The following is a 25547-nucleotide window of genomic DNA, read 5'->3' on the forward strand; positions in this document are numbered from 1 at the left end:
TGCAGTCATTGCGACAGGACGTCGCGCACTTAGACTGCCTTCCTTTTTCACGTCTTATGTCTGCCGCCTCTAAACAGGTACCCTCCGCTTTTGGTTATTCAGTTTCGTCTTTTAAAATAACCGGTTTCGTTGGGACATATGTGGAAATCGCATGTTTATAAATTAGTTGTTGCTTGCCGTCCGATTCAAGCAAGACGGTATAATTATCATACGATTTAATAAGTCCTTTCAATTGAAATCCATTCAGTAAGAATACCGTTACAAATGTATTATTCTTTCGTAACGCGTTTAAAAACGTTTCTTGCATGTTAACCTGTTTCATACGCCGAATCCTCCAGTTGTCATAGCTATATTTCTAGTGCTCCACTTACTTTATTCGACCTGGCTTATCGAAATCCTTCAATATTAACAAAATTCTCTTTATAATTTCGGTTGTGCCCAATTCTGCATCGAACCAGCTGATGTCCAATTTGTTGCGGAAATAGGTCATTTGCCGTTTTGCGTAGTTACGCGTATTTTTTTTTATTAATTCAACAGCCTCGTCTAGGTACAACTTTTCTTCGATATAGAGATGAAGTTCCTTATAGCCAATCGCTTGTACAGATTGTACGCCACGAATGTTTTCATCCCATAATCGATTCGCTTCCTTAAGGAGACCTTGTTCCATCATTACGTCGACCCGGAGACCAATCCGTTCATAAAGCACTTCACGGTCCATCTCAAGACCAATAATGAGGTGATCATACAGAGGCGCCTGTCCCGCGTCATCTTCGTGGTCGTCTTTCGTTTTACCTGTCACCTCAATGATTTCAAGCGCACGAACCAACCGACGATGATTGTTCGGATGAATTTTTTCAGCACTCACTGGGTCAAGCTTGACGAGTTTTTCATGCAGATAGGCGGCCCCTTTTTCAGTCAGTTCCTGCTCTAAGCGTTGTCTTACTTCTAGATCCGCCGCTTCTTCTGTAAAACGAAAATCGAACAGCACGGATTGAATATATAATCCTGTACCCCCTGCGATAATTGGTATTTTTCCACGACCTTGTATATCTGCAATCCATTTACGCACATCCGTTTGGTACTCAGCTACAGAAAAAGGTTCATTCGGTTCTTTTATATCGAATAAATGATGCGGGATGCCAGCCATTTCCTCTTCAGTGATTTTAGCCGTTCCAATATCAAGCCCTTTGTATACTTGCATTGCATCGCCATTAATGACTTCCCCACCAATTTTTTTGGCAAGTTCGACACTTAACGCCGTCTTTCCAGATGCTGTTGGTCCGACGATTGCGATTACTTCAGGATAATTTCTCATTTTTTTCAATCCAGTCATAAACGGTTTCGAATACGTGTTGCCGGTTCTTTTCATGGAGCATTTCATGCCTGCCGCCTTCGAACAAAAATACCGTAACCTCTTCTATGCCCGCGTTATTATATTGCTTTGCTACACTCCAAACCCCTTTTCCATTTTCACCTACCGGGTCTTCACTCCCTGAAAAGAGGAATATAGGAAGTTTTTTCGGGATTTTATTTATTTCATCTATGTCATGGATGTCTCCAAGTCCTTTGAATAAATCCGCAAAAAATTGTGTTGTTGAGACTGCTCCACACTGGGGATCAATCAAGTATTTTTCAACCGCTTCCGTATCCGTAGATAGCCAATCGAATGGTGTCTTCGGTTGATGGACCGATTTATTGAAACCACCAAAAACGAGTTTATTCAGGAAATTATCTGGCTGATCAAAACCGTTTTTCTTGCCATTTAGATAGGCAACTGCCTGTCCGGCCAAACGGCTTACACCAGGATTCCCCCCTGTCCCTGACAAGATTGCCAGGTCTACTTCACTGCCATGGAGCTGGATATATCTCCGTGCAACAAACGATCCCATGCTATGACCGAACAGTACAAAACGCGGGGATGGGTACTGCTCCCGGAGATTCGAAATGACTTCGAAAGCATCTTGAACAACGTGGTCAAATCCACCTTCATCGGCAAAATGCCCTTTTATGCCATTCATTTTAGCCGTTTTACCATGTCCTCTGTGGTCGTGGCCGGAAACGATATAGCCTTTCCCTACAAGGTATTGTGCAAATTCTTCATACCTGCCAATATGCTCGGCCATACCGTGGAGAAGATGGATATGTCCCAGTGGATTGCCTTCTGGTTTCATAACGATAGCGTGGATTAAAAAACCATCTGTCATTTCGATTGTCGCTTCTCTCATTGACGTCCACCATCCTTCACTTTAGGTCTTGGAATTGCTTCCTACATCACTCGTTTGAACATTTTTTCAAGTTCATATGTCGTGAAATGAATAAGCACCGGTCTGCCATGCGGACAAGTAAATGGATTGTCGGCGGCGGATAGATCATTCAACAACCTTTCCATATCTGCAAGTGTCAAATGGTGATTAGCTTTGATGGACCGTTTGCAACTCATCATAATGGCTGCTTCTTCACGAAATTTACCAATATCAATTTTCCGTGTAGTCAACACTTGTTCAATAATATCTTCGATGATAACCGTCTCTTCTCCTGCTGGAAACCAAGATGGATATTCTTTTACCGCATAAGAAGAGGGCCCAAACTCCTCCAGAAAGATACCGACTTCCTGCAACAGACTCATGTTTTCCTCGATTTTCGTTTTCTCATCTGCAGAGTAATGAAACATAAGGGGTATCAATAACATTTGACGTTCTTCATTATCTGTCTCACTCAATTTATCTCTAAAAAATTCATATTTTATTCGTTCTTGAGCTGCGTGCTGATCAATCATGAAGAAGCCGTCTTCATTTTGCGCAACAATATAGGTGCCATGAACCTGTCCAACTGGTGCTAGAGTTGGGAAGTTTTTGTCCAATTCCCGCTGTTCCGCTTCGTCTGGAACAGGCGTCAATTCAATTGGTTCAGTTGATTCAGTTGGTTCATTGACCATCCACTGCGTATGGTCTCCTGGTTCATTTTCAGCAAGTTCATAAGGTTGATACGCAGGCTTTTCGAGTGGTGCCATTGACGGCGCTATCACGGGTGTAGGTCTTTCCGTTCGGAATTGATTCCACATATTTACTTGTTCAGATTGATTTTTCTTTGCAGGTTCTTTTTTAATAGCATCTGGAACGATCGTGTTTTTCCGGATCGCTTTCTGGACAGATTCTTTAATTAACGCCAGTAACTCGCCCTCTTTACTCATGCGGATATGTTGTTTGGAAGGATGCACGTTGACGTCTGTCAAATAAGGGTCCCCTTCAACGTTGATAACCGAAATTGGAGATCGTCCAATCGGCAAATACGTATGGAATGCATCTAGTATCGCGTGATTGATCGCATTGCTCTTTACCCATCTACCATTGACGATTAACGTCATATAGTTTCTTGACGCACGGGTCATTTCGGGCAATGTTACATGGCCTGAAACCCTGTAATCTGCATTCTCGCCAGCGAAGCTTACCATTTTACGGGCGACAGCAATGCCATATATATCAGATAGCACACGACGCTGATCTCCGCTTCCAGCTGTCTGCAATAGCACTTGACTGTAATGCGAGAGTTTAAATGCGATGGTGGGATGGCTGAGCGCAAGTCGATTGACGAGATCGATTGTATGACCAAGCTCAGTCTGGATTGTTTTCATATATTTCAGTCGTGCAGGTGTATTGAAAAACAACTGGGAAACAGTAATGTCCGTCCCTTTGCGGAATGCCGCATTATCGTGTTTGACAAGTCGACCTCCGTCAATTTGTACTTCTGTGCCTTCTGTTTCACCGTCAGAAGTCCACATAATGATCTTGGACACGGATGCAATACTCGCAAGTGCTTCTCCGCGGAATCCAAGTGTACGAATTCGGAACAGATCATGGTCATTGGATATCTTACTCGTTGCATGCCGCTCAAACGCTTGAACAGCATCTTTTTTAGACATACCATTGCCGTTATCTGTTACACGAATTGTCAGTAGTCCGGCTTCCTCAAGTCCAATTTCAATCACAGTACTTTCTGCATCAATCGCATTTTCAACAAGCTCTTTCACGATGGAAGCAGGACGTTCGACGACTTCGCCCGCAGCGATTTTATTGGACAGCGTATCGTCCATCACTTTGATGATGTCTATCGGTCTCACCCTTTCTTAGGTCTGAGCTTTTCTTTCAATTCATGGATGTATTGCAGTGCCTGAAACGGCGTCATATTAAGTAGATCAGCATCATTCAGATCAGTCAGTACTTCTTGTTCCTCTGTCGACAAGGTAATCTGCTCTTCCTGTTGGATATCAAAAAAGTTCAATTGCGTCGGTTCATCTTCACGAACCGTTCGTTTTTCCACATTTTCAAAAGTAGTGAGTAATGTTTTTGCTCGGTTGAGAAGCGATTCGGGTAGACCTGCAAGATCGGCAACGTAAATTCCGTAACTTTTATCAGCTGGCCCCGCCATCACTTTATGGAGAAAGACGACTTTTCCATCCTGTTCCATTGCAGCGACATGAACATTTTCAAGTCGTGAAAGTTCTTTATCCAAATTGGTCAGTTCATGATAATGGGTAGAAAACAGCGTATTCGCTCCGATTTCATTGTGAATATGCTCCATCATCGCCTGCGCCAAAGCCATGCCATCGTAAGTTGAAGTCCCGCGTCCGATTTCATCAAAAAGGAGTAGACTTTGTGCAGTTGCATTTGCGATGGCGAATTGAGATTCCATCATTTCCATCATAAATGTACTTTGTCCTGAAGCCAGGTCATCCGCTGCGCCAATTCTTGTGAATATTTGATCGGTAACAGGAAGTAACGCCTGGTCACAAGGAACGTAGCAACCAATCTGTGCCATCACGACAATTAGCGCAACTTGCCTCATGTATGTACTTTTACCGGACATGTTTGGTCCTGTGATAAGGAGCATATTCGCTTCATCAGTCAATTTGCAGTTATTGGGAACATAAAGAGAATGGTCAATCATCTTTTCAACGACCGGATGACGCCCGTTCTTGATTTCCAATGCTTTCCCATCGTGGAATACTGGTTTTACGTAGTTACGCTTTTCCGAAACCGCCGCAAATGAAAGAAGGACATCCAGTTCGCTGAGTACACTTGCGAGATGCTGAATATGCCGAATATGTGTTTTCATGGAATCCCGGATTGTACTGAATAATTGATACTCAAGATCTAGCCCTTCCGCTTCCGCATTTAGGATAAGGTCTTCCTTCTCTTTTAGTTCAGGCGTTATGTAACGTTCAGCATTCGCAAGCGTCTGCTTTCTTTCATATCGGTCCAAATCGGCAAGATGGATATTGGATTTCGTAATCTCTATATAATAGCCGAATATTCTGTTATACCCTATTTTTAAAGATTTAATGCCTGTCCGTTCGCGCTCCTCACGTTCTAGTTCTGCAAGCCATGCCTTCCCATTTTTTGAAGCATCACGGTATTGGTCCAGTTTTGCATCGTAGCCGTCCTTGATGATGCCGCCTTCTTTAACGGATAGTGGTGGATTTTCAGCAATTGCTAGTTCTAGAATTTGTAGCGCTTCTTCGCAACCGTCAATTCGCTCAGAAAATTGATTCAGCAGCGGGCGTTCTGATTCATGAAGTGCTTTTTTGATGTTCGGGACACGACGAAGTGAGTTACGAAGTTGTGCAAGATCCCTCCCACTCGCACTTCCCATCGAAATTCGTCCAGCGAGTCGCTCTAAATCGTATACTTCTTTCAGGCTTGTCTTCAATTCATCCCGCAGGAAAAATTCTTCTATCAGCTCAGTTACTGCATTAAGACGATTTTCAATGGTTCTTTTTTCAGCTAATGGCTGATGAATCCACATTTTTAATTTACGGGCGCCCATCGCTGTAACCGTCTCGTCAAGCAACCAGTAAAGCGTGCCATCCTTGCTACCGTTGCGGATTGATTGAATGAGTTCCAAATTACGCATTGAATTGGCATCAATGGATAGTTTAGTTTGTTTCTGAATAAATTCAAATGGACGTATATGATCGAGTGCCGTTTTCTGCGTGCGCTTCACATAGGATACAAGCATGCTACATGCTTCTGTGACATCGTTTGGAATCGCGCCAAATAGATCTTCCACTGCGAACTGTTCTTCGCCATACTCGATGGACAATACAATACTGCGTTTCGCCATGCTTTCACTAAGTGCGAGATGCAGTCTTTCATCGACAACGACTTCTTTCATACCCAGTGCCTCAATCTCGGCAATCAGCGTCCGCTCATCGCCTTCCACACACTCCACTTTGCCCTCACCTGTTGCTAGGTCAAGATAAGCAAGTGCATACTTGTTGCCATCTATACTATCAGCTGAACCGATAAAATGATTCGTGTTGGCATCAATTGTTTTTCCTTCCGTCATCGTACCAGGGGTAATGATTTTAACGACTTCCCTTTTGACGATGCCCTTCGCTTCTTTCGGATCTTCAGTCTGTTCACAAATAGCCACTTTATGCCCTTTACGTACGAGCGTTTCTATATAACCCGCAGCCGCATGATAGGGTACACCACACATCGGAATCCGTTCACGATTTGCAGCATCCCTACTGGTTAATGTAATTTCAAGAATTTGAGATGCTTTTTCTGCATCCGTGAAAAATAATTCATAGAAATCGCCTAATCTAAAAAACAAAAATGCATCTTCATGCTCTGATTTCACTTTTAAATATTGCTGAATCATTGGTGTATGTGTTGTCATTTTTTAACCTCTTTACGTTTACTGTTTTTTATTATTATACCAAAGTTGGGCCACGAAGAGCCCAACTTCTGCGTGATTTTTGTGGGCTTTGAAAATCTAAGCAAAACTGGGCCACGAAGAGCCCAAATTCTGCGTGATTTTTGTGATCTGCAAAAATCTAAGCAAATACCGGACAACGAAGAGCCCGGTATTTGTGTAATTTACACGGGCTGTGTGGAAATTACAACAAAGTTGGACCACGAAGAGCCCAACTTCTGTGTGATTTTTGTGATCTGCAAAAATCTAAGCAAATACCGGACAACGAAGAGTCCGGTATTTGTGTAATTTACACGGGCTGTGTGGAAATTACAACAAAGTTGGGCCACGAAGAGCCCAACTTCTGCGTGATTTTTGTGATTTTCAAAAATCTAAGCAAAGTGTATAATCTCAACTTCACGATTTTAATTGCAACTTCACCGCTCTAATCGCAACTCCACGATTTTAATTGCAACTTCACCATTCTAATTTCAGCTCCACATTTAGAGTCATAACGCCGGACAATAAAAGTGTGTAATCGTAACTGCGAAATCCTAATCACAACTCCACCGCTCTAATCCCAACTTTGCAATTCTAATGGCAACTTCACGATTCTAATCCCAACTGAACATTTATCATCACAAACTTCATCCAAACGAAAAAAAAGCCGGTAGTGTTTTCCGGCTCTTAAAATGACGATGATTCTCTACCTTGTTTATGATTTTGTCCTTGGCCTTGTTCATTGCCTCGCACCTGCGCTTGCCCCCGCTCATTTTCTTGGCTGTGGCCAGGTTCATGAGATGATGATTCATCCGAGAACTTCCATTCCTCTTCAAAACTTTGCGGATGCACCGTAATACAGACTTTTGTTTCGCCAACAACTTCTGCCATCAATTCTCTTTCAATCGTAATGCAGAACTTCTCACCACATTCCGAAATGATCGCTTCTGTACAGTTCGGATGCTGGATAACATCAACGATAACTTCTTCATGCCCAGATGTCGGCTCGTCTCGATAATGCAAACGAATCCGGTCCTTGTAAGGTACTGACTCCGTAAACACAGATGTCTTTGAATGTTCTTGATGGGAATACCAAACATTGACGTCGAACTTACCGGTAACTTCGATGAATTTACCGACCTTTTTCGCCTGATGTGTATGGTTGATGACCCAACATCCGAGTATACTCGTCGGATTATTTGGTGGCTTCAGTGTAACAGTCGTCTCAGTCCGCTTCTTCCCTTTGGCAATAACCGTCTTCGTCACGATCTGACGTAAATTTTTCAGTTCGATTCCTCCTCCATTCGCTTCAATCCATCTTATGCAACAGAAGCCCAGAGAGTGAGAAAAATCGGCAGGAAATATTTTCCCACCGATTGGTATACTTACTTATAGTTTTTCATATGTCGTATTTTTTATATAAGAACCTGTTTCGCCACGTCTGATATCGCCATCAGTTGCTTTGATGATTTCATCCGTAACAGTGTTTGCGATTGTGTTCGATACAAGTTGGAGTAAATCATTCACTTCACCTTGTGATTGTTTAAATTCCTGAACAATCGGAACTTCGTCTATATCACTTTGGATTTTTTCAATTTTACCTTCAATGATTCCCAACGCTCTTTCTTTTCCGTACTGTTGGAAATTGACTGCCTGCTTTTGCAAGGATTTTAGACTTGCAATATTTTCACGGATTTTTTGGTTTTCATTAATCTGCTCTTCTGCCCGCTTGAAAAACTCTACTTGCTCTGTGTTCGCAATCATTACTGCAATCTCGCGTGCCTTTGCTATAATTTCGTCTTTTGAATATGTTTTTTCCATTATGACATCACCTTTTCCTTTTCTACTACGCCGATAAATTCACCGTCGAGTGACCATGTTTTGGCCTCTATTATTTTTACATTGACAATTTTCCCAATCACAGATTGAGGTGCTTTGAAGTTGACGAGTTTGCTCTTTTCAGTGTATCCAGCGAGAACTTCTGGATTACGCTTACTTTCCCCTTCAACAAGTACCTCAACGATTTTACCTTTGTAAGGTTTCATCGCTTCTGCGGATAAATCATTTACGACTTTATTTAATCGTTGTAGACGTTCTTTTTTCACTTCCATCGGAATATTGTCGACCATTTTTGCGGCCGGTGTGCCATCCCGTGGCGAATAAATATACGTATAAGCGATATCGAAACCGACTTCCTTATACAATGACAGCGTCTCTTCGAATTGCTCGTCTGTTTCATTCGGGAATCCTACGATAATATCTGTCGTTAACGTAACAGTGGGTATTGCTTTTTTAATTTTCCGGACGAGTTCCAGATAATGTTCACGAGTATATTTCCGCGCCATGATTTTCAAAATGTCACTAGAACCCGATTGAACTGGGAGATGAATATGATCGACGAGATTGCCGCCTTTCGCAAGCACTTCGATTAGATAGTCATCGAAATCACGAGGATGGCTCGTTGTGAAACGGATTCGCGCAATGTCGATTTTACTTAAATCATTCATTAAATCGCCAAAACGATAACTCGTCTCTTCAAAATCTTTTCCATACGCATTGACGTTCTGACCAAGCAACGTAATTTCCTTATACCCTTCTGCCGCTAACTGTCGTACTTCCTGGATAATATCTTGCGGACGTCTGCTTCGTTCCTTGCCCCTCGTGTAGGGCACGATGCAATAGGTACAAAACTTATCGCAACCGAACATAATGTTCACCCAAGCCTTAATGTTTCCATGACGGGCTTTTGGAAGACTTTCGATAATGTCGCCTTCTTTGGACCACACTTCAATGACCATTTCTTTTGATAAATAAGCCTCATGTAAAATATGGGGCAATCTGTGGATGTTGTGTGTCCCAAAAATCATATCAACTTGATCATACTTTTTAAGGATTTTATTAACAACAGATTCTTCTTGCGACATACAACCGCATACGCCAATCAAGACATCAGGATTTCTTCTTTTCAACGATTGTAAATGGCCAAGCTCCCCAAACACTTTGTTTTCGGCGTTTTCACGAATGGCACATGTATTGAGCAACACGACATTCGCATCTTCAACAGTGTCTGTCGGTTCATAACCAAGACCTATTAAAATACCAGCAATTACTTCTGTATCATGTTCATTCATTTGGCAACCATATGTCCGTATATAAAACTTCCGATTTGCCCCCATTTCACGGAAGCGCTCGTCAATCTCAAAGTTATCGTAATAAGCGATTTCTTCCTTGCCACGTTTTTTGGCGTCTTTTAAAGAAGGCGGTGCGTAGGCTGTCTGAAAATAGTGGCTATAGTCCTTGTCAGCAGTTTTCGCTAGATTCGGCTTCACTAGCCCTTCATTCAATCGCTGTTCCTCGTTCATTTAACTTGTCCCCTTTCATAACAGAGCCTTGGGAATATTAATTTCGCCTTGGCGTAATTACGTCCAAACTTTGAATTGCGTTTACGCAATTTACTCCTTTTCAAAATTTGTGACATCCGCCGGAGGCTTAACTTTAATCAGCAGGGAGTTTGCGCCCTGCTGATTAAAGTTAAACGTATGGTTTCATTATACTTAATTGTTGACCGCCTGTACAAGAAGTCAAAGCTTTGTCGGTTGTTTGTCACAGTTATTATTGAACTTTCTCTTATTATACAACTAAAAGACCACAGGGAATTAACGCGTCCCGTGGTCCTGACTTTTTCTAATTTAAATATGACGCTGTCGTTTTTCAACAAGTAATTTCAATGCCGTACGTCCTTCACCGTTAATCTCAATATCAGTGAAAGCGGGTGCACAGATGAGATCACCGCCACTTGGAGCGACGAATCCACGTGCAATTGCGATTGCCTTTATTGCCTGATTTAAGGCACCAGCACCTACTGCCTGCATTTCTGCGTACCCCTGGTCCCGTATAACTGCAACGAGTGCTCCTGCAACAGAATTCGGATTCGAGCGAGATGATACTTTTAATGGGTTCAACATGATTCCTCCTTATTTTTCGGTGTCTATGGAACGGATATCTCCATAAACCATCCTATGATTCGGAGGCGATGTTTAGACGCGGATTAGCCTTTGAATGTACGGTCAGCATTGATGGCAACTCGTTCAACTCTGATAGCATTTCCTGTTTCATCATCCAATACTGCGAAGAGTCCGTTCAACTGGGTACGTCCCGTCTTCGGAACTTCAAAACGAACTGGTAAATTCGTACGAAAACGATAGATGACGTCTTCTTTTTTCATACCTAAAATCTCATCGTAGGGACCCGTCATGCCTGCATCAGTTAAATAGGCAGTTCCCCCTGGAAGAATGCGATCATCCGCTGTCTGGACATGCGTGTGCGTTCCTACAACAACAGATGCTTTCCCATCAAGGTGCCAACCCATCGCAATTTTTTCACTTGTCGCTTCGGCGTGGAAATCAACGAAGACAAGCGGAGAAATTTCTCTTGCTTCCGCTACCAATTCATCTGCTTTCTCAAATGGATCGCCGTGCGGTGGTAAAAATGTCCGGCCATGCAGATTGATGATAGATAATGTCACACCATTACGTGAAATCGTTGTCATCCCTTTACCTGGTGCATCATCTGAAAAATTGGCAGGACGGATTAGATAATCTGTGTCATCGATAAAATCGTAGATCTCTTTTTGGTCCCATGTGTGATTTCCCATTGTTACAACGTCTACTCCAGCACGGAGCAGATCATCAAATATCGCTTTTGTGATTCCTCTTCCGGCTGCTGCATTTTCCCCGTTCGCGATAATAACATCAGGGTTATACTTTCTTTTTAGTCGTGGTAAATAGTCAAATACCATATCTCGTCCTAGCGATCCTACTATATCACCTATAAATAATACTCTCATAAAATAATCTCTCCCAATAGAAAAAGAGGCTCCCGGACCGAAATGCACGGAAACCCCCTTTTTCTTTATTTTGCGTATTCGACCGCCCGTGTCTCACGGATGACCGTTACTTTAATGTGTCCTGGATAATCGAGCTCTTCTTCAATCCGTTTCCGGATATCTCGCGCTAGACGATGGGCTGTAATATCATCAATTTGGTCTGGGCGGACAATAATTCGAACTTCGCGTCCTGCCTGGATGGCAAATGATTTCTCCACGCCGTCGTACGATTCAGAAATCTCTTCAAGCTTTTTCAGTCTGCGGATATAGTTTTCAAGCGTTTCACTGCGCGCTCCCGGCCTTGCAGCTGATAATGCATCTGCTGCTGCAACCAATACGGCAATGACTGATGTCGCTTCAGTATCCCCATGATGGGATGCGATACTGTTAATAACAACAGGATGTTCTTTATACTTCGTTGCAAGTTCAACGCCAATTTCAACGTGACTGCCTTCTACTTCATGGTCAATCGCTTTTCCGATATCATGAAGCAGTCCAGCACGTCGTGCGAGCGTTACATCTTCTCCAAGTTCTGCCGCCAATAAACCTGCTAGATAAGCAACTTCTGTCGAATGCTTCAAGACATTTTGGCCATAACTTGTGCGGAATCGCAATCTTCCGATGATTTTAATAAGATCTGGGTGTAGATTATGAATGCCAATATCGAAAGTTGTCTGTTCTCCAGTTTCACGGATAAGTTCATCCACTTCACGCCTCGATTTATCAACCATCTCTTCAATACGTGCTGGGTGAATTCGTCCATCTTGTACAAGTTTCTCTAGTGCAAGTCGTGCAGTTTCCCGGCGTACCGGATCAAAGCCTGACAAGATGACCGCTTCTGGTGTATCGTCGATGATTAGGTCAATTCCTGTCAACGTTTCGAGTGTGCGGATGTTACGTCCTTCACGACCGATAATACGGCCTTTCATCTCATCATTGGGGAGATTTACTACCGATACAGTCGTTTCAGCAACATGGTCTGCTGCAAAACGTTGCAGTGCGATAGAAAGGATTTCACGTGATTTTTTATCCGATTCCTCTTTTGCTCGTTGCTCTGCTTCTTTCGTCATAACGGCGATATCTGTAGCAAGTTCCTTCTCTACTTCACTAAGGATGAGCCTTTTCGCTTCATCGCGTGTCAGTGATGAAATCTTTTCAAGTTCAGCTTTCTGAACCGAAACAAGTTCTTCCGCTTTGCGTTCCATCTGTTCGATATGCTGTTGTCTTCCGGAAAGCGCTTCTTCTTTGCGCTCCAGACCTGCGTCTCTTTTATTGAGAGCTTCATCTTTACGGTCATGATTTTCTTCCCGTTGCAAAAGACGGCTTTCTTGTTTTTGCAGTTCCGCCCTTCGTTCACGGATCTCTGATTCCGCTTCAATTCTCAGTTTGTGAGTTTCATCCTTCGCTTCTAGTAGTGCCTCTTTTTTAAGAGCATCCGCTTCACGCTTCGCCTCTTCGACGATTTGTTCTGCCGTAAATTTGGCACCAGTCACTTTTGAATCGTTCACTTTCTTATTAAAGAAATAGGTAACAGCGACACCAACGAGCAGACCAAGCAAAGCGAAGATGATCAATTGTAGTACTAACATCCAGGTCACCTCCTCCTGCTATTCTTTTCATTTTTAGTCGGCTCATATATCAACGTACAACATACTGCCAAAATCATTTCAATGGTATGAAATTATACAATTCTAATTGTATCTATGTAAATTTGACATGTCAAGGTTACACAAGTCTTTACGACACATTATTCTTGGATTAATAGTAGTATTTTTCAGCGTTTATTTAAAAACCGATCGCGCCCTATAAAGAGGACGGATCGGCTTTCTGTAAAGCTTATTTTTCATCTAGTAAAAGTTCTAACTCTTCATCCTCATCTACTTCATGAGCACCAATCACATAGTTGGAGCTTGCAAGTCCATATGATTCACGAATTTTGTTGGCAATTTCCGCACGAATATCCGGATTTTCCTTCAGGAACTGCTTGGAATTTTCTCGCCCCTGTCCAAGTCGTTCACCTTCATAGGAATACCAAGATCCACTCTTTTGGACAACTTCGGAGTCGGCACCAAGGTCGATGATTTCTCCTTCTCTAGAAATTCCTTCTCCGTACATAATATCGACTTCCGCAGTTTTAAACGGAGGTGCGACTTTATTTTTGACAACACGGATTCGGGTTTTATTTCCCACTATATCATTGCCTTGTTTGATTGCTTCTCCACGTCGTACATCTAGGCGTACTGAAGAGTAGAATTTCAATGCGCGCCCCCCTGGAGTTACTTCTGGACTACCAAACATAACGCCGACTTTTTCACGAATTTGGTTAATGAATATCGCAATTGTATTTGACTTATTAATGGCACCGGAAAGTTTACGCAAAGCTTGTGACATAAGACGGGCTTGTAAACCGATATGCGAATCACCCATCTCGCCTTCAATTTCCGCTTTTGGTACAAGGGCAGCGACGGAGTCTACAACAAAGATATCCACTGCACCGCTTCGTACAAGCGCTTCAGCGATTTCAAGTGCTTGCTCTCCCGTATCAGGCTGGGAAAGTAATAATTCGTCGATGTTAACGCCTAATTTACGGGCATAGATCGGATCGAGGGCATGTTCAGCGTCGATAAATGCCGCTGTTCCTCCAGCTGCTTGTACTTCTGCGATGGCATGAAGGGCAACAGTCGTTTTACCCGAACTTTCAGGTCCGTATATTTCAATGACACGGCCACGTGGATATCCACCTATGCCGAGTGCAGAATCGAGTGCAAGGGAGCCTGTCGAAGAAGTTTCAACTTCCAGGTTTGTTTTTTCACCCAGTTTCATAATAGATCCTTTACCAAATTGCTTTTCTATCTGTTTTAACGCCATTTCTAAGGCGGCTTTACGATCGCTCAATTTATTTCCTCCCTCAAGGTAATGTTTCTGTTTTTCTTACTACCTTTAGTATACTCCTTTAATGAGAAATACTCAATCAAAAAGCGAACATTTATTCGATTACTTTTCTTAAATTAAATATATAAGTGAGAATACCGGGGTGTTTAACGTTTTTAATTGAGAAAGCAAGTTAAATCTTAACTTTGGTCTTCTTTTGCAGTTAGATGTTTAATGAGATAATAGAGCGCAAATCTTGCTGCCCTGAGACGGTTAGCGTTTCTTGAGCCCGATAGTAACAACTTAAATGTTTCTGTATCTGCATTTGTAGATGCGATACCAATCCACACAGTGCCGACCGGCTTACCGTCATGTGGATCTGGGCCTGCCGCACCCGTTAAACCGATTCCGATATCCGTTTTGAACGTTCGTTTTACGTTTACCGCAAGGGCGGCCGCACATTCTGAACTGACGACGCCATACTCCGTAAGTAAAGACTGTTCAATACCAAGTCGTTCCACTTTCGTTTTTTCATTGTAGACGACAACGCCGCCTTCAAGTGACGAACTAATCCCTGGTTCACCGGCCAGTTCTGCCATGAAAAGGCCAGCCGTTAAACTTTCCGCCGCGGCAATTGTCCAACCGTTTCGGATTAGGAGTTCGGCGGCTTTGGACGCTAATGTATCATCATCAGTTCCGTAGATGTAATCCCCAACTAGTGATCGTATCTGCTCTTCCATAGGCTCAATCAGCTTCAATGCCGCACCAGTTGTTTGTGCTTTTGCAGTGAGGCGCAATGTGACCGCGTCAGCTGTTGCCAGCGGGGCAACTGTCGGATTCGTTTGTTTGTCCAAAATGGGTTGAATCCGGTGTTCAAGCTCGGCCTCTCCAATTCCATAAAACTTCAGAACCCGCGATGTGATGACTTCGTGCTTGCCAGTAGCGCCTAATAAATAAGGTATCGCTTCGTCCGTAAACATTGGCTCCATTTCATGCGGTGGACCTGGTAGAAGGATAAATCGTACGCCATCCTTCTCCACAGCCATTCCGGGTGCCATTCCTTTTCGATTCGCAAGGACTTTCGCGCCTCTAAACACCAGTGCCTGTTTCTTATTATTTTCCGTCATAACTCGACCGCTACGTTCGAAGTACTGCTGAATATAAAGAAGTGCCTCGTCATCACTGACTAGTGTTGTACCGATATGTTTCACGATGGTTTCTTTTGTCATGTCATCTTTCGTCGGTCCAAGTCCTCCTGTAAAGATTAGAATATCTGCACGTTTCCTTGCAATTTCAATCACTTCATCCAAACGATCCGGGTTGTCGCCCACGACCGTCTGATAATGAACATCGATACCGATTTCTGCGAGTTTTAATGAAATGAATTTAGCGTTCGTATTCGTAATTTGTCCAAGCAATAACTCTGAACCAATTGCAATGATTTCTGCATTCATAGCTACCCATCCCCTTACATTGAATCAACCAGTACACGTCTGTTTTTATAGAAGTAATCGAAACCTGACCAAATTGTAAAGATGAGCGCGATGTAAAGCATGATGACACCGAATGGTACACCAATCGACTCGAAAAATATATTATTTAACAACAGTGAGGTAATTGCTAAGATCTGTGCTACCGTCTTAATTTTCCCAAGCTGGTTGGCCGCCACGACTTCTCCGCCACCTGCCAGGATAAGCCTAAGGCCCGTCACAGCGAATTCACGGCTAATGATGATGATGACAATCCATGAAGGTGCAGCTCCAAGTTCAACAAGTATGATGAAAGCTGCAGAAACAAGCAATTTATCCGCAAGTGGATCAAGAAATTTCCCCATATTTGTAACAAGATTATTCTTCCTAGCGATATAGCCATCAAGCCAATCTGTTATAGAAGCAATAATAAAAATAAGTCCACCAATTAAATGCTCTTTCATCATTTCTGTACCAGCGACAGTTATAGTGCCCAATTTAAAATCAACCAGCATGAAAACCATAAAAACTGGAATGAGCAGAACGCGTGATACAGTTATTTTATTTGGCAAATTCATAAAATACACCTTTCCTTTCAAAGAAAATAGTCATCTGAAGTAGATGACTATCACTCTTTCCTGTATTCAATCATAATGTTTTGTGGGACAGTATCCTGCGCTGGCACACCATATTCAAGTAACACACCGTTTACATATATTTCTGCAGACTTAGGGCGCCCTACACGGATTCGCACCGAGTCCGTAGCCGTCACATCAAATTCAACCGATTCTCCCGCTGCCATAATGCGCGCAGGCGTCATCCACTCTTTCCCAGCGCCATCTTTAACACCAATCCAAGATCCGCCAGTTAAACGGATTTCAAGTTGGAATGATTCCGCTCCAGTTAATGCGTACATCGACGTTTCACCGGTTGCACTTTCAAAAGCTAAAGTCTGTTCCGGTCTGTCCGGTTCTGGCTCTTCTTCCACAGGCTTTTCTTCTACTTTTTCTGGATCTTTCTTAGTAGGATCTGGCTCGCTTTTTTCCATTATTACTGGTTGGTTCGTTTCGCCGCTATCTACATCACCCTGCTTGTTGTTAGATGTCCCTTGATAAAGAGTCCAAATGACAACCACAATAACGATAATAAATAAAGCAACGATGATCTTTGGCATCATTTCATTTAACTGGTCATTATTTTTCAAACCTCTTTTACGTGTCAATGTCGACGAAGCGCGCTGACCTGCCTCTTCTTTGGATGACACTTCAGGAGACGTGTTTTTATACATAGATAGCATTTCATCAGAATCTAGACCTACTGCTTCTGCATATTGTTTTATGAATGCCCGTACATAAAACGATCCAGGCATCATGCTGTAATCTTCATTTTCGATACCAGAAAGGTACCGTTTCTGTATTTTCGTTATTGACTGTAAATCATCCAATGTAAATCCTTTAGCCGTTCTCGCCTGCTTGAGACGATCACCTAATCCGGTCACCAAAAACACCTGCCTATCAGAAGTTGAATAAACCCGATCCATCCGTCATTCCATGATCGGACATCATATCGTTTTTTTCCATCATTTCATATGTAATTTCTTGATCTGGATCTGTTCTTAATTCAATAATATAATCAAAATCTTCAATACTGTATTCCGAATGCTGAACGAACATATCCGGATGTTCCACAACTTTTATAGAAGGCATTCGCATCATTTCTCGGACAAGTTGCATATGACGCTCATCCTCCGCCTTACGCGTAACAATGCCATCTAAGATGAAGATATTATCTTTTGAAAACTCATCGCCTGCTAAGTTTTTCCGCAATGTTTGCTTAATCATTGTCGAAGAAAGGAAAATCCATTTTTTGTTGGCGCAGACGCTTGCTGCAACAACTGATTCCGTCTTCCCAACACGCGGCATCCCACGAACACCAATCAATTTATGACCTTCCTGTTTGAATATTTCAGCCATGAAATCAACTAGAATTCCAAGGTCACTTCGAAGAAACCGGAACGTTTTTTTATCATCCGCATCACGCTGTATATAACGTCCGTGTCTAACCGCAAGAATATCACGTAACTTCGGCTCACGGATTTTTATCACTTGAATCGTTTCCATCGTCTCGGCGATTTGTTCAAAACGTGCAATCTGGTCGTCGTTGTCAGTTCGTAGCAGCATTCCACGATGTCCGCCATCAACACCATTAATTGTAACAATGTTCACGCGCAACATTCCGAGCAGCGACGATATATCGCCCAGAAGGCCAGGGCGGTTAACCTGAATTTCATATTCAAGATACCATTCACCCATCAGACACACACTCCTTTTGTCCATTTTTTGAACACGCACTACTATATGACGCACAAGAAGTAATATAGTTCTATGATAGCTGATTAAATGCATTATGAAAAGGAAAAAGGGGATTATCGTAATCCCCTTACACAATTAAATATACCAGCCGCCATTCACTTTCATAATTTCGCCTGTCATATAATCCGCCTTGCCGCTTAACAGGAAATTAACTGCTTCAGCGACATGTTCTGGTGTCCCGGTACGCATAAGCGGTATTTCATCAATAACCATCTGTCGTTCATCCAATGGTATGTCATTGTTCATACGTGTTTCAATCCACCCCGGTGCCACAGCGTTGATGCGCATTCCTGAAAAGGCGGCTTCTTTCGCATATGCTTTCACAAATGCGTGTTGCGCCCCCTTCACAGCGGAGTACATCACTTCTCCTGCCGCCCCCGTATTGCCCCATATAGAGCCAATCATGACCACGTACGATTGTTCAAACTTGCGTAATTGAGGAGATACAAGACTTATAAAAAGCGCTGGATTTTGCACATGGACCTTCCATAGTGCATCCATATCTTCAGCGCTCGTTTCCGTCAATAGTTTCATCATCGATTGCCCATTCGCTACAACGACAGCACTAACATTTCGTACTAGTTTGACGAGTAATTCTGCTCCGTCTTGTGCACTAAAATCTGCTTGGACTGCCTGAAAATCCAATTGTGGATATGCTGCACTGAGTTCTTTTTGTAAAGCATTAGCATGTGCAGCATTTTCATTGTAATGAAGGAATAGCGACCAGCCTGCCGCCGCTAGTGTCCGACTAATCGCATCGCCTATTCCACCTGATGCACCAAGTACAACGCAGTATTTCTGTCCCGTCATTCTGCCTTATCAGCTGGAACAATTGAATAGACCGTATGACCGCTTTCATCTGAAAACGTTTGGAATGCATCTTTCAAGTTTTCGAGCGTTAATTTCTCAAGTGTTGGAACAACATCGAACAAATTCATGTTATTGAATGTATAGCGCGTAAACTGGTTGGCGATAAATTCCGGAGAATTCAATGACCGCATGAATTGACCAATTTTCTTTTTCCTCATTCGATTAAGTTCTAGGTCCGTGATTGGCCATGTTTCCACAGTATTTTTCACAGTTGTCCGGATTGCTTTTTCGAGTTGTTCCGGCTGGTCTGTATCAGAACCAATCATTGCGAAACCAAAGCCATTCTCCATCGTGAAATCATAAGAAAACGACTCATCAATAAGCCCCTCATTATATGTTTCCGTATAAAAATTGGAAGACCTGCCAAACAGAATATCCAGGACAAGACCCGCGGAAAGTTCTTGGATTAGCATCTCTTCTCCATCGATATCCGTGTTAGTGCATTTCATACCCATATTTAATTTCGGCTTTGATACGTCCATTGCAAGCTTCCGCTCAGCGATTGCTACAGTATCCGTTTCAGTCGGGAAACTACGTATAATTTCTGCAGGATCTTCGAATGTTTTTGCACCTTGATTTTTTTTGATGAATGCCATCATCTCTTCCGGATCAACAGCACCTACAACGAAAAGCACCATATTGGATGGATGATAAAACGTTTCATAGCATTCATACAAGTAGTCCGCTGTGATGTCTTGAATCGATGCGACCGTACCAGCGATATCAATTTTCACTGGATGTTCATGGAACAGGTTTTCAATTGTTCCGAAATAAAGACGCCAATCCGGCTGATCATCATACATCGTTATTTCCTGGGCAATGATACCTTTCTCCTTATCAACAGTCTTTTCCGTGAAGTACGGTTCCTGTACGAAATCAAGAAGAATTTCCGTATTTTCATACAACTTATCCGTAGCAGAAAACAAATAAGCAGTCCGTGTGAATGATGTAAACGCATTGGCGGATGCACCGTGCACACTAAACTTTTGGAATACGTCCCCATCTTCTTTTTCAAACATTTTATGCTCAAGGAAATGAGCGATACCATCGGGAACCTTCACTTCTTCTGTTTTTCCACGCGGAATAAACGTTCGATCGATTGAACCATATTTAGTTGTAAACGTTACGAATGTTTTTGAAAATCCACGTTTCGGTAAAATATAGACATCCAAACCATTGTCGAGTTTTTCATTATATAATGTTTCCTGTAAATTATCAAAGTGAATATTCTTCATCATTCATTAGCCTCCTTGCCCGATAACAGATAGACGATTTCTAGTTTAATTTCAGCTGCCATATTTTTAACATCGTCTTTTGTAACGGTTTCCCAGCCTGCAATGATTGTGTCTGCCGTGAAATTTTCATCCAGCTCTTTGTATTGATCAAATACTTCAATCTGTCCTCTTGCAGAATCAAACGCACTTTTAATGCCGTTCGCAAGTAATGCTTTCGTCTGTTCCATTTCAAGGTCAGTAATTTCACCTTGTTGAAGAGCCGTGAGTTGAGCATTAATCAGATTTACCGCTTTTTCTTCAAGTTCAGCATCGATTCCTGCCATTACATAAAGAAGCCCATAATGCGAAGAATAAGAACTGGATGCGTAATAGGCCATGCTTTCTTTTTCACGAACATTAACGAAAAGTTTGCTGTGCGCAAAACCGCCGAAAACACCGTTCGTAATTTGCATTTTCGCATAATCAGGATGACGGAATGTAACAGGCGTACTGAAGCCTAAATGTAGTTTCCCTTGTTTCATGTCCTGCTTTTCGCGAACATGACGCACGTCGGTTACTTGAGTCACCGTATGTTGTGTTGTCGATTGACGTGCCTGCACTTTACGGCTACTGAACGTCAATAGTGACCTGATCTTTTCAGTCATGTCATCTTCGTCAATGTCACCTACAATGTAGATATCAATTTCATCTTCATTTAACATGCTTTCGTATGCTGCAAATAGGTCTGCAGATGTAAGTGCATCTACATCCTCTTCCGTTCCATATGACGGTGCGGATGCAGCGCTATCAGGACGTATTAATTCGAGCATACGCATCTGTGCAAATCGCGTCTTATCATCGTAAAGCGAACGAATTCGCTCTTTCACAGACCTTTTTTCACGGTTGACAACCGTTTCATCGAACCGTCCGTCTACCACATTTGGGTCAAATATGACGGTCTTGATCAAACTCAGTACTTCTTCAAGTACGCCGCCTTCGGATAGATATTCGTCATTTACACATTCAGCGGATAGTGAAACGATATGCGTTTCCCCACGTTTTCCAGCGTCTGTGTACAATACGGTTCCGTATAATTCATCTAACGCATTACGGAATTCAGTTTGTGACCGGTATCGACCGTTAGATTCTTCTAAAACATTCGCGAGTACTGCACGAAGAGCCGATTTCTTTTCATCAAGAGCTGTTTTCCACTTGACGGAGAAATTGACAGTTTTGAACTGTTCTGACTTGCGGATATATAATGTGACGCCCTCTTGTAGCTCAACTTTTTTGAACATATAAACACCTCTGTTTTAGTTAATATGCGGAATCCTCACTTCACTATACATTCCAGAAGTCAAAAGATGCAAATTAACTAGCGAATGCATCGTAACTTATATAAAAAACCGGATGCTATAGGCCAAAAAATGCCCCTAAGTCCAACGTAACAGACTATCGGGGCATTTTCATTTTTTATCGATTTCCTTTGATGTACGGTTGTCCACTTGCTTTTGGCGCGTTTGCTCTTCCAATAAACCCTGCTAGCGCAAGAATGGTCAATGCATACGGCAAGATGTGGAAATACACAGCCGGTACATTTTCCAAGTACGATATGCTTGACGAACTAATAGCAAGTGCTTGTGCAAATCCAAAGAACAATGCGGCTCCCATTGCACCAATCGGATGCCATTTACCAAAGATCATTGCAGCAAGTGCCATGAACCCTTGTCCGTTAATCGTCGCATGACTAAAATCATTCGTCATTGTTTGGGAATAAATAGCCCCACCAATACCTGCAAGACCACCCGAAATGATAACCGCAATATAGCGGATTTTAGTTACGTTGATGCCCATTGTATCAGCGGCCATCGGGTGTTCTCCTACTGACCTAAGACGAAGACCAAATGGTGTTTTATAGATGATGAACCAAGCCAAAAACGCAAGGCCTATCGCCAATATTGATGAACCATAAATCCCTGTGAAAAACATGGGTCCAATAAATGGAATTTCATGTAATATCGGAACGTTGAAACGCGGAATACTATGTTGAATGAAATCCGTTTGCCCTTTTCCAAAAATCAATTTCACTGAGAACAACGCAATGGCGATCCCTAGCATGTTAATGGCAACCCCTGATACCACTTGGTCAGCACGGAATGTAATCGATGCGACCGCATGCATAATGGAGAAGATTGCGGAAACAACCATTGCCACAAGTAAGGCAATCCACGGAGTCCATGAGCCAAATGTATCTGCATAAAACAGATTGAATATAATGCCGACAAAAGCACCCATTACCATGAGTCCTTCAAGTCCGATGTTAACTACACCTGAACGTTCCGAGAACACGCCTCCAATTGCAGTGAAAATAAGGGGGCAGCGTATGAAATGGTTAACGGAATGATGAAATAAACTATCTCAAGAAAACTCATATCATTTTGCCTCCTTTTTCTTCTTCATCTTGCTAAGAAGCACTCGGATGATATAGCCTGATGCAACGAAGAATATGATAAGTGCAATAACAATGGAAACAATTTCAATTGGTACTCCTGCCTCATTTGGCATATTGCCGGCACCGTATTTTAGTGATCCGAAAAGCGATGCACCAAAAATAACACCAAGTGGCGTATTAGCCCCTAATAAAGCAACGGCAATCCCGTCAAATCCAATACCAGTAAAGCCACCGCGTGTTACCATGTTACCAAATGTCCCAAGGGCTTCCATCGCTCCTCCAAGTCCTGCGAAAGCACCCGAAACAACCATTGAAAGGATGATGTTCTTTTTAACATTCATTCCTGCATATTGTGAAGCATGGTCGTTAAATCCGACCGATTTAAGCTCAAATCCAGTTTTCGTTTTTTCTAAAATAAACCACATGACTGCTACCATCGCTAGTGCGACGAAGATTCCATAGTGTAACGTAGAGAAATCAGTTAGATTGGATAAAAATTCTGAACGTAGCGATGCCGTTTGATGAATTTTTTCTGTCTTGTATCCACCTTCAGATACCGCTTTTATCAACGCATTTACTGTATGAAGTGCGATGTAGTTCATCATGATTGTAACAATAACTTCGTGTACATGAAGTGTTGCTTTTAAAATACCTGGAATCAATCCCCACAGCGCTCCTGCTAATGCCGCTGCAATAAGGGCAAGTGGCAAGTGGATGAATTTCGGTAATTCAAACGCCATACCGACGTATGCTGCTGCAAACCAGCCAACAATCAATTGTCCTTCTACCCCTATATTGAATAGTCCCGAGCGGAATGCAAATGCAACCGCAAGACCCGCTAGTATATAAGGGCTTATTTGCCGGATGGTTTCTCCGATTGAATACATATCCCCGAAGATTCCATTCCATAACGCGATATAGCCAGCAACCGGATCGTATCCGCTGAACCACATTACGGCCGCTCCCACTAGCAATCCCAAAATAATCGAGATGATGGGTACCAGTAAATTTATAAACCTATTCGACATGGTTATCATCACCTTCTGTTAATGTTACAGCAGCCTTGTCCCTGGATTGTCCTGCCATGAGAAGGCCAAGTTGCTGCTCTGTTGTTTCGGTCGGAATAACTGTATCAACGATAATTCCGTCGTAAATAACCGCAATACGGTCAGAGACGTTCATGACCTCATCTAGTTCAAATGATATAAGAAGAACCGCTTTGCCATTATCACGTTGTTCAATTAATCTTTTATGGATGAATTCAATTGCACCAACATCAAGTCCGCGCGTTGGAAGTGCTGCAATCAATAGTTCCGGGTTACGATCCACTTCTCGTCCAATAATGAGCTTTTGCTGGTTACCACCTGACAGCGAACGGGCTAACTCATGCTCCCCTTGTGTCCGCACGTCAAACATCTCGATAATTTCTTTTGCTTTCTTAGACACGAGTTTATAATTCATAATTCCCTTTTTGGATAGAGGCTCTTTATAATAGGTTTGTAATGCCACATTATAGCCGACAGAGAAATCAAGAACAAGGCCATGCTTATGACGGTCTTGCGGAATATGACCTAGACCAGATTCCGTTATTTCACGAGGTTTTTTCCCAGTGACATCCTTTGAATCTATGAACACTTTCCCACTTTTCACTTTACGAAGACCCGCTACTGCTTCAATCAATTCGGATTGTCCATTGCCGTCAATCCCCGCGATTCCTACGATTTCACCTTTACGGACGGAAAGATTTAAGCCTTTCACTTTTTGAATTCCACGGTAATCTTCTACAACTAGGTTTTCTATTCGAAGAACTTCTTCAGCGGGATAGGACGGTCCTTTTTCCGTTTTGAATGTCACTTGTCGTCCGACCATCAATGTTGCAAGCTCTACCGGGTTCGACTCTGAAGTAATAACTGTTCCAATCCCTTTACCTTTGCGGATAATCGTCACCCGATCAGACACATCCATTATTTCCTGTAGTTTGTGGGTGATGATGATAATCGATTTTCCTTCTTCAATCAGCTTTTTCATAATTGAAATCAATTCATTGATTTCTTGCGGCGTCAAAGATGCAGTCGGTTCATCGAAAATAAGAATTTCTGCTCCACGATAAAGCGTTTTCAAAATCTCTACACGCTGTTGCATACCAACTGAGATATCTTCAATCTTTGCATAAGGATCCACGTCAAGTCCATATAGTTTCGAAATTTCAGCCACCTTTTTCGCGGCATCTTTCACATTAATCATGCCCATTTTTTTCGGTTCATTACCAAGAATGATATTTTCTGTGACAGTCAGATTTTCAACAAGCATGAAATGTTGATGAACCATTCCGATACCCAAACCATTTGCGACGTTGGGGTCTGTAATAGCAGTCGCTTTTCCCCGCACCTTAATTTCTCCACCCTCAGGCTGATAAAGACCAAACAGCACGTTCATAAGTGTAGATTTCCCTGCACCATTCTCGCCTAATAAAGCATGAATTTCACCTTTTTTAAGCTGAAGGGTAATATCGTCGTTCGCAACAAAATTACCGAACTCCTTTCGGATGTTCAACATTTCAATAACATATTCCACTAGGTTCACTCCCTCGCGTTTGCGTATGTAAGATTAAATTAACACAAGAAAAGAGACCTTGAACGGTATCTTTTCTTCTACTAATTTAAAGGACAATCATGGAGACCGAAGTAAATCGGCCTTCATGATTGCTTATCTCTGTTA

General features: G+C 42.4%; 21 protein-coding genes and 1 pseudogene. All 22 read right to left on the minus strand.

Annotation, left to right across the window (positions count from 1 at the left end):
* Window positions 1-94 precede the first annotated feature (94 nt).
* Window positions 95-322: an RNA chaperone Hfq gene (hfq, locus tag H2672_RS09960; protein WP_186671174.1), complete on the minus strand. Its 228-nt coding sequence runs from the start codon at window positions 320-322 to the stop codon at window positions 95-97.
* 45 nt (window positions 323-367) lie between these two features.
* Window positions 368-1315 (minus strand): tRNA (adenosine(37)-N6)-dimethylallyltransferase MiaA, encoded by a 948-nt coding sequence (gene miaA / locus H2672_RS09965; protein ID WP_255485690.1) that lies wholly within the window; start codon window positions 1313-1315, stop codon window positions 368-370.
* The gene (locus tag H2672_RS09970) at window positions 1299-2225 is read right to left on the minus strand and encodes an alpha/beta fold hydrolase (RefSeq protein ID WP_186671175.1); all 927 of its coding nucleotides are present in this window, start codon (window positions 2223-2225) and stop codon (window positions 1299-1301) included. The genes miaA and H2672_RS09970 overlap by 17 nt, the downstream gene beginning before the upstream one ends.
* Before the next feature lie 41 nt (window positions 2226-2266).
* Window positions 2267-4108 (minus strand): DNA mismatch repair endonuclease MutL, encoded by a 1842-nt coding sequence (gene mutL, locus H2672_RS09975; RefSeq protein ID WP_186671333.1) that lies wholly within the window; start codon window positions 4106-4108, stop codon window positions 2267-2269.
* 5 nt (window positions 4109-4113) lie between these two features.
* Window positions 4114-6681 carry a DNA mismatch repair protein MutS gene (gene mutS, locus H2672_RS09980; RefSeq protein ID WP_186671176.1) on the minus strand — a complete coding sequence of 856 codons (2568 nt, stop codon included), beginning with the start codon at window positions 6679-6681 and terminating at the stop codon, window positions 4114-4116.
* Window positions 6682-7383: 702 nt separating this feature from the next.
* On the minus strand, window positions 7384-7962 hold the full coding sequence (gene cotE / locus H2672_RS09985) for an outer spore coat protein CotE (RefSeq protein ID WP_370569630.1): 579 nt from the start codon (window positions 7960-7962) through the stop codon (window positions 7384-7386).
* A gap of 123 nt (window positions 7963-8085) precedes the next feature.
* A complete protein-coding gene (locus H2672_RS09990) occupies window positions 8086-8517 on the minus strand; it encodes a YlbF/YmcA family competence regulator (RefSeq protein ID WP_186671177.1) in 432 nt (143 codons plus the stop codon).
* The gene (gene miaB / locus H2672_RS09995; protein WP_186671178.1) at window positions 8517-10058 is read right to left on the minus strand and encodes a tRNA (N6-isopentenyl adenosine(37)-C2)-methylthiotransferase MiaB; all 1542 of its coding nucleotides are present in this window, start codon (window positions 10056-10058) and stop codon (window positions 8517-8519) included. The genes H2672_RS09990 and miaB overlap by 1 nt, the downstream gene beginning before the upstream one ends.
* Window positions 10059-10385: 327 nt before the next feature.
* Complete coding sequence (locus H2672_RS10000) at window positions 10386-10658, minus strand: stage V sporulation protein S (RefSeq protein ID WP_186671179.1); 273 nt, start codon at window positions 10656-10658, stop codon at window positions 10386-10388.
* Between the two features lie 86 nt (window positions 10659-10744).
* On the minus strand, window positions 10745-11542 hold the full coding sequence (locus tag H2672_RS10005; protein ID WP_186671180.1) for a TIGR00282 family metallophosphoesterase: 798 nt from the start codon (window positions 11540-11542) through the stop codon (window positions 10745-10747).
* 65 nt (window positions 11543-11607) lie between these two features.
* A complete protein-coding gene (rny, locus tag H2672_RS10010) occupies window positions 11608-13170 on the minus strand; it encodes a ribonuclease Y (RefSeq protein WP_186671181.1) in 1563 nt (520 codons plus the stop codon).
* Between the two features lie 247 nt (window positions 13171-13417).
* Window positions 13418-14476: a recombinase RecA gene (recA, locus tag H2672_RS10015; protein ID WP_186671182.1), complete on the minus strand. Its 1059-nt coding sequence runs from the start codon at window positions 14474-14476 to the stop codon at window positions 13418-13420.
* A gap of 176 nt (window positions 14477-14652) precedes the next feature.
* Window positions 14653-15906: a competence/damage-inducible protein A gene (locus H2672_RS10020; protein WP_186671183.1), complete on the minus strand. Its 1254-nt coding sequence runs from the start codon at window positions 15904-15906 to the stop codon at window positions 14653-14655.
* Window positions 15907-15920: 14 nt separating this feature from the next.
* The gene (pgsA, locus tag H2672_RS10025; protein ID WP_186671184.1) at window positions 15921-16499 is read right to left on the minus strand and encodes a CDP-diacylglycerol--glycerol-3-phosphate 3-phosphatidyltransferase; all 579 of its coding nucleotides are present in this window, start codon (window positions 16497-16499) and stop codon (window positions 15921-15923) included.
* A gap of 50 nt (window positions 16500-16549) precedes the next feature.
* Window positions 16550-17419, minus strand: coding sequence for a helix-turn-helix domain-containing protein (locus tag H2672_RS10030; protein WP_186671185.1), 870 nt, complete (start codon window positions 17417-17419; stop codon window positions 16550-16552).
* A gap of 16 nt (window positions 17420-17435) precedes the next feature.
* Window positions 17436-18233 carry a DUF3388 domain-containing protein gene (locus tag H2672_RS10035; RefSeq protein WP_186671186.1) on the minus strand — a complete coding sequence of 266 codons (798 nt, stop codon included), beginning with the start codon at window positions 18231-18233 and terminating at the stop codon, window positions 17436-17438.
* Window positions 18234-18368: 135 nt separating this feature from the next.
* A complete protein-coding gene (gene ymfI / locus H2672_RS10040) occupies window positions 18369-19103 on the minus strand; it encodes an elongation factor P 5-aminopentanone reductase (RefSeq protein WP_186671187.1) in 735 nt (244 codons plus the stop codon).
* Entirely contained in the window at window positions 19100-20398 is a 1299-nt protein-coding gene (gene yfmH, locus H2672_RS10045) for an EF-P 5-aminopentanol modification-associated protein YfmH (protein WP_186671335.1), read from the minus strand. Before yfmH ends, ymfI begins: the two co-directional genes overlap by 4 nt.
* A complete protein-coding gene (gene yfmF, locus H2672_RS10050) occupies window positions 20398-21675 on the minus strand; it encodes an EF-P 5-aminopentanol modification-associated protein YfmF (protein WP_186671188.1) in 1278 nt (425 codons plus the stop codon). The genes yfmH and yfmF overlap by 1 nt, the downstream gene beginning before the upstream one ends.
* Before the next feature lie 175 nt (window positions 21676-21850).
* Window positions 21851-22809: pseudogene (locus H2672_RS10055) on the minus strand (ABC transporter permease).
* Between the two features lies 1 nt (window position 22810).
* Complete coding sequence (locus tag H2672_RS10060; RefSeq protein WP_186671189.1) at window positions 22811-23857, minus strand: ABC transporter permease; 1047 nt, start codon at window positions 23855-23857, stop codon at window positions 22811-22813.
* Window positions 23847-25403, minus strand: coding sequence for an ABC transporter ATP-binding protein (locus tag H2672_RS10065; protein WP_186671190.1), 1557 nt, complete (start codon window positions 25401-25403; stop codon window positions 23847-23849). Before H2672_RS10065 ends, H2672_RS10060 begins: the two co-directional genes overlap by 11 nt.
* Window positions 25404-25547: the final 144 nt, after the last annotated feature.

Origin of the sequence: Sporosarcina sp. BP05, assembly GCF_014282005.1 — a bacterium.
Classification (GTDB): Bacteria; Bacillota; Bacilli; order Bacillales_A; family Planococcaceae; genus Sporosarcina.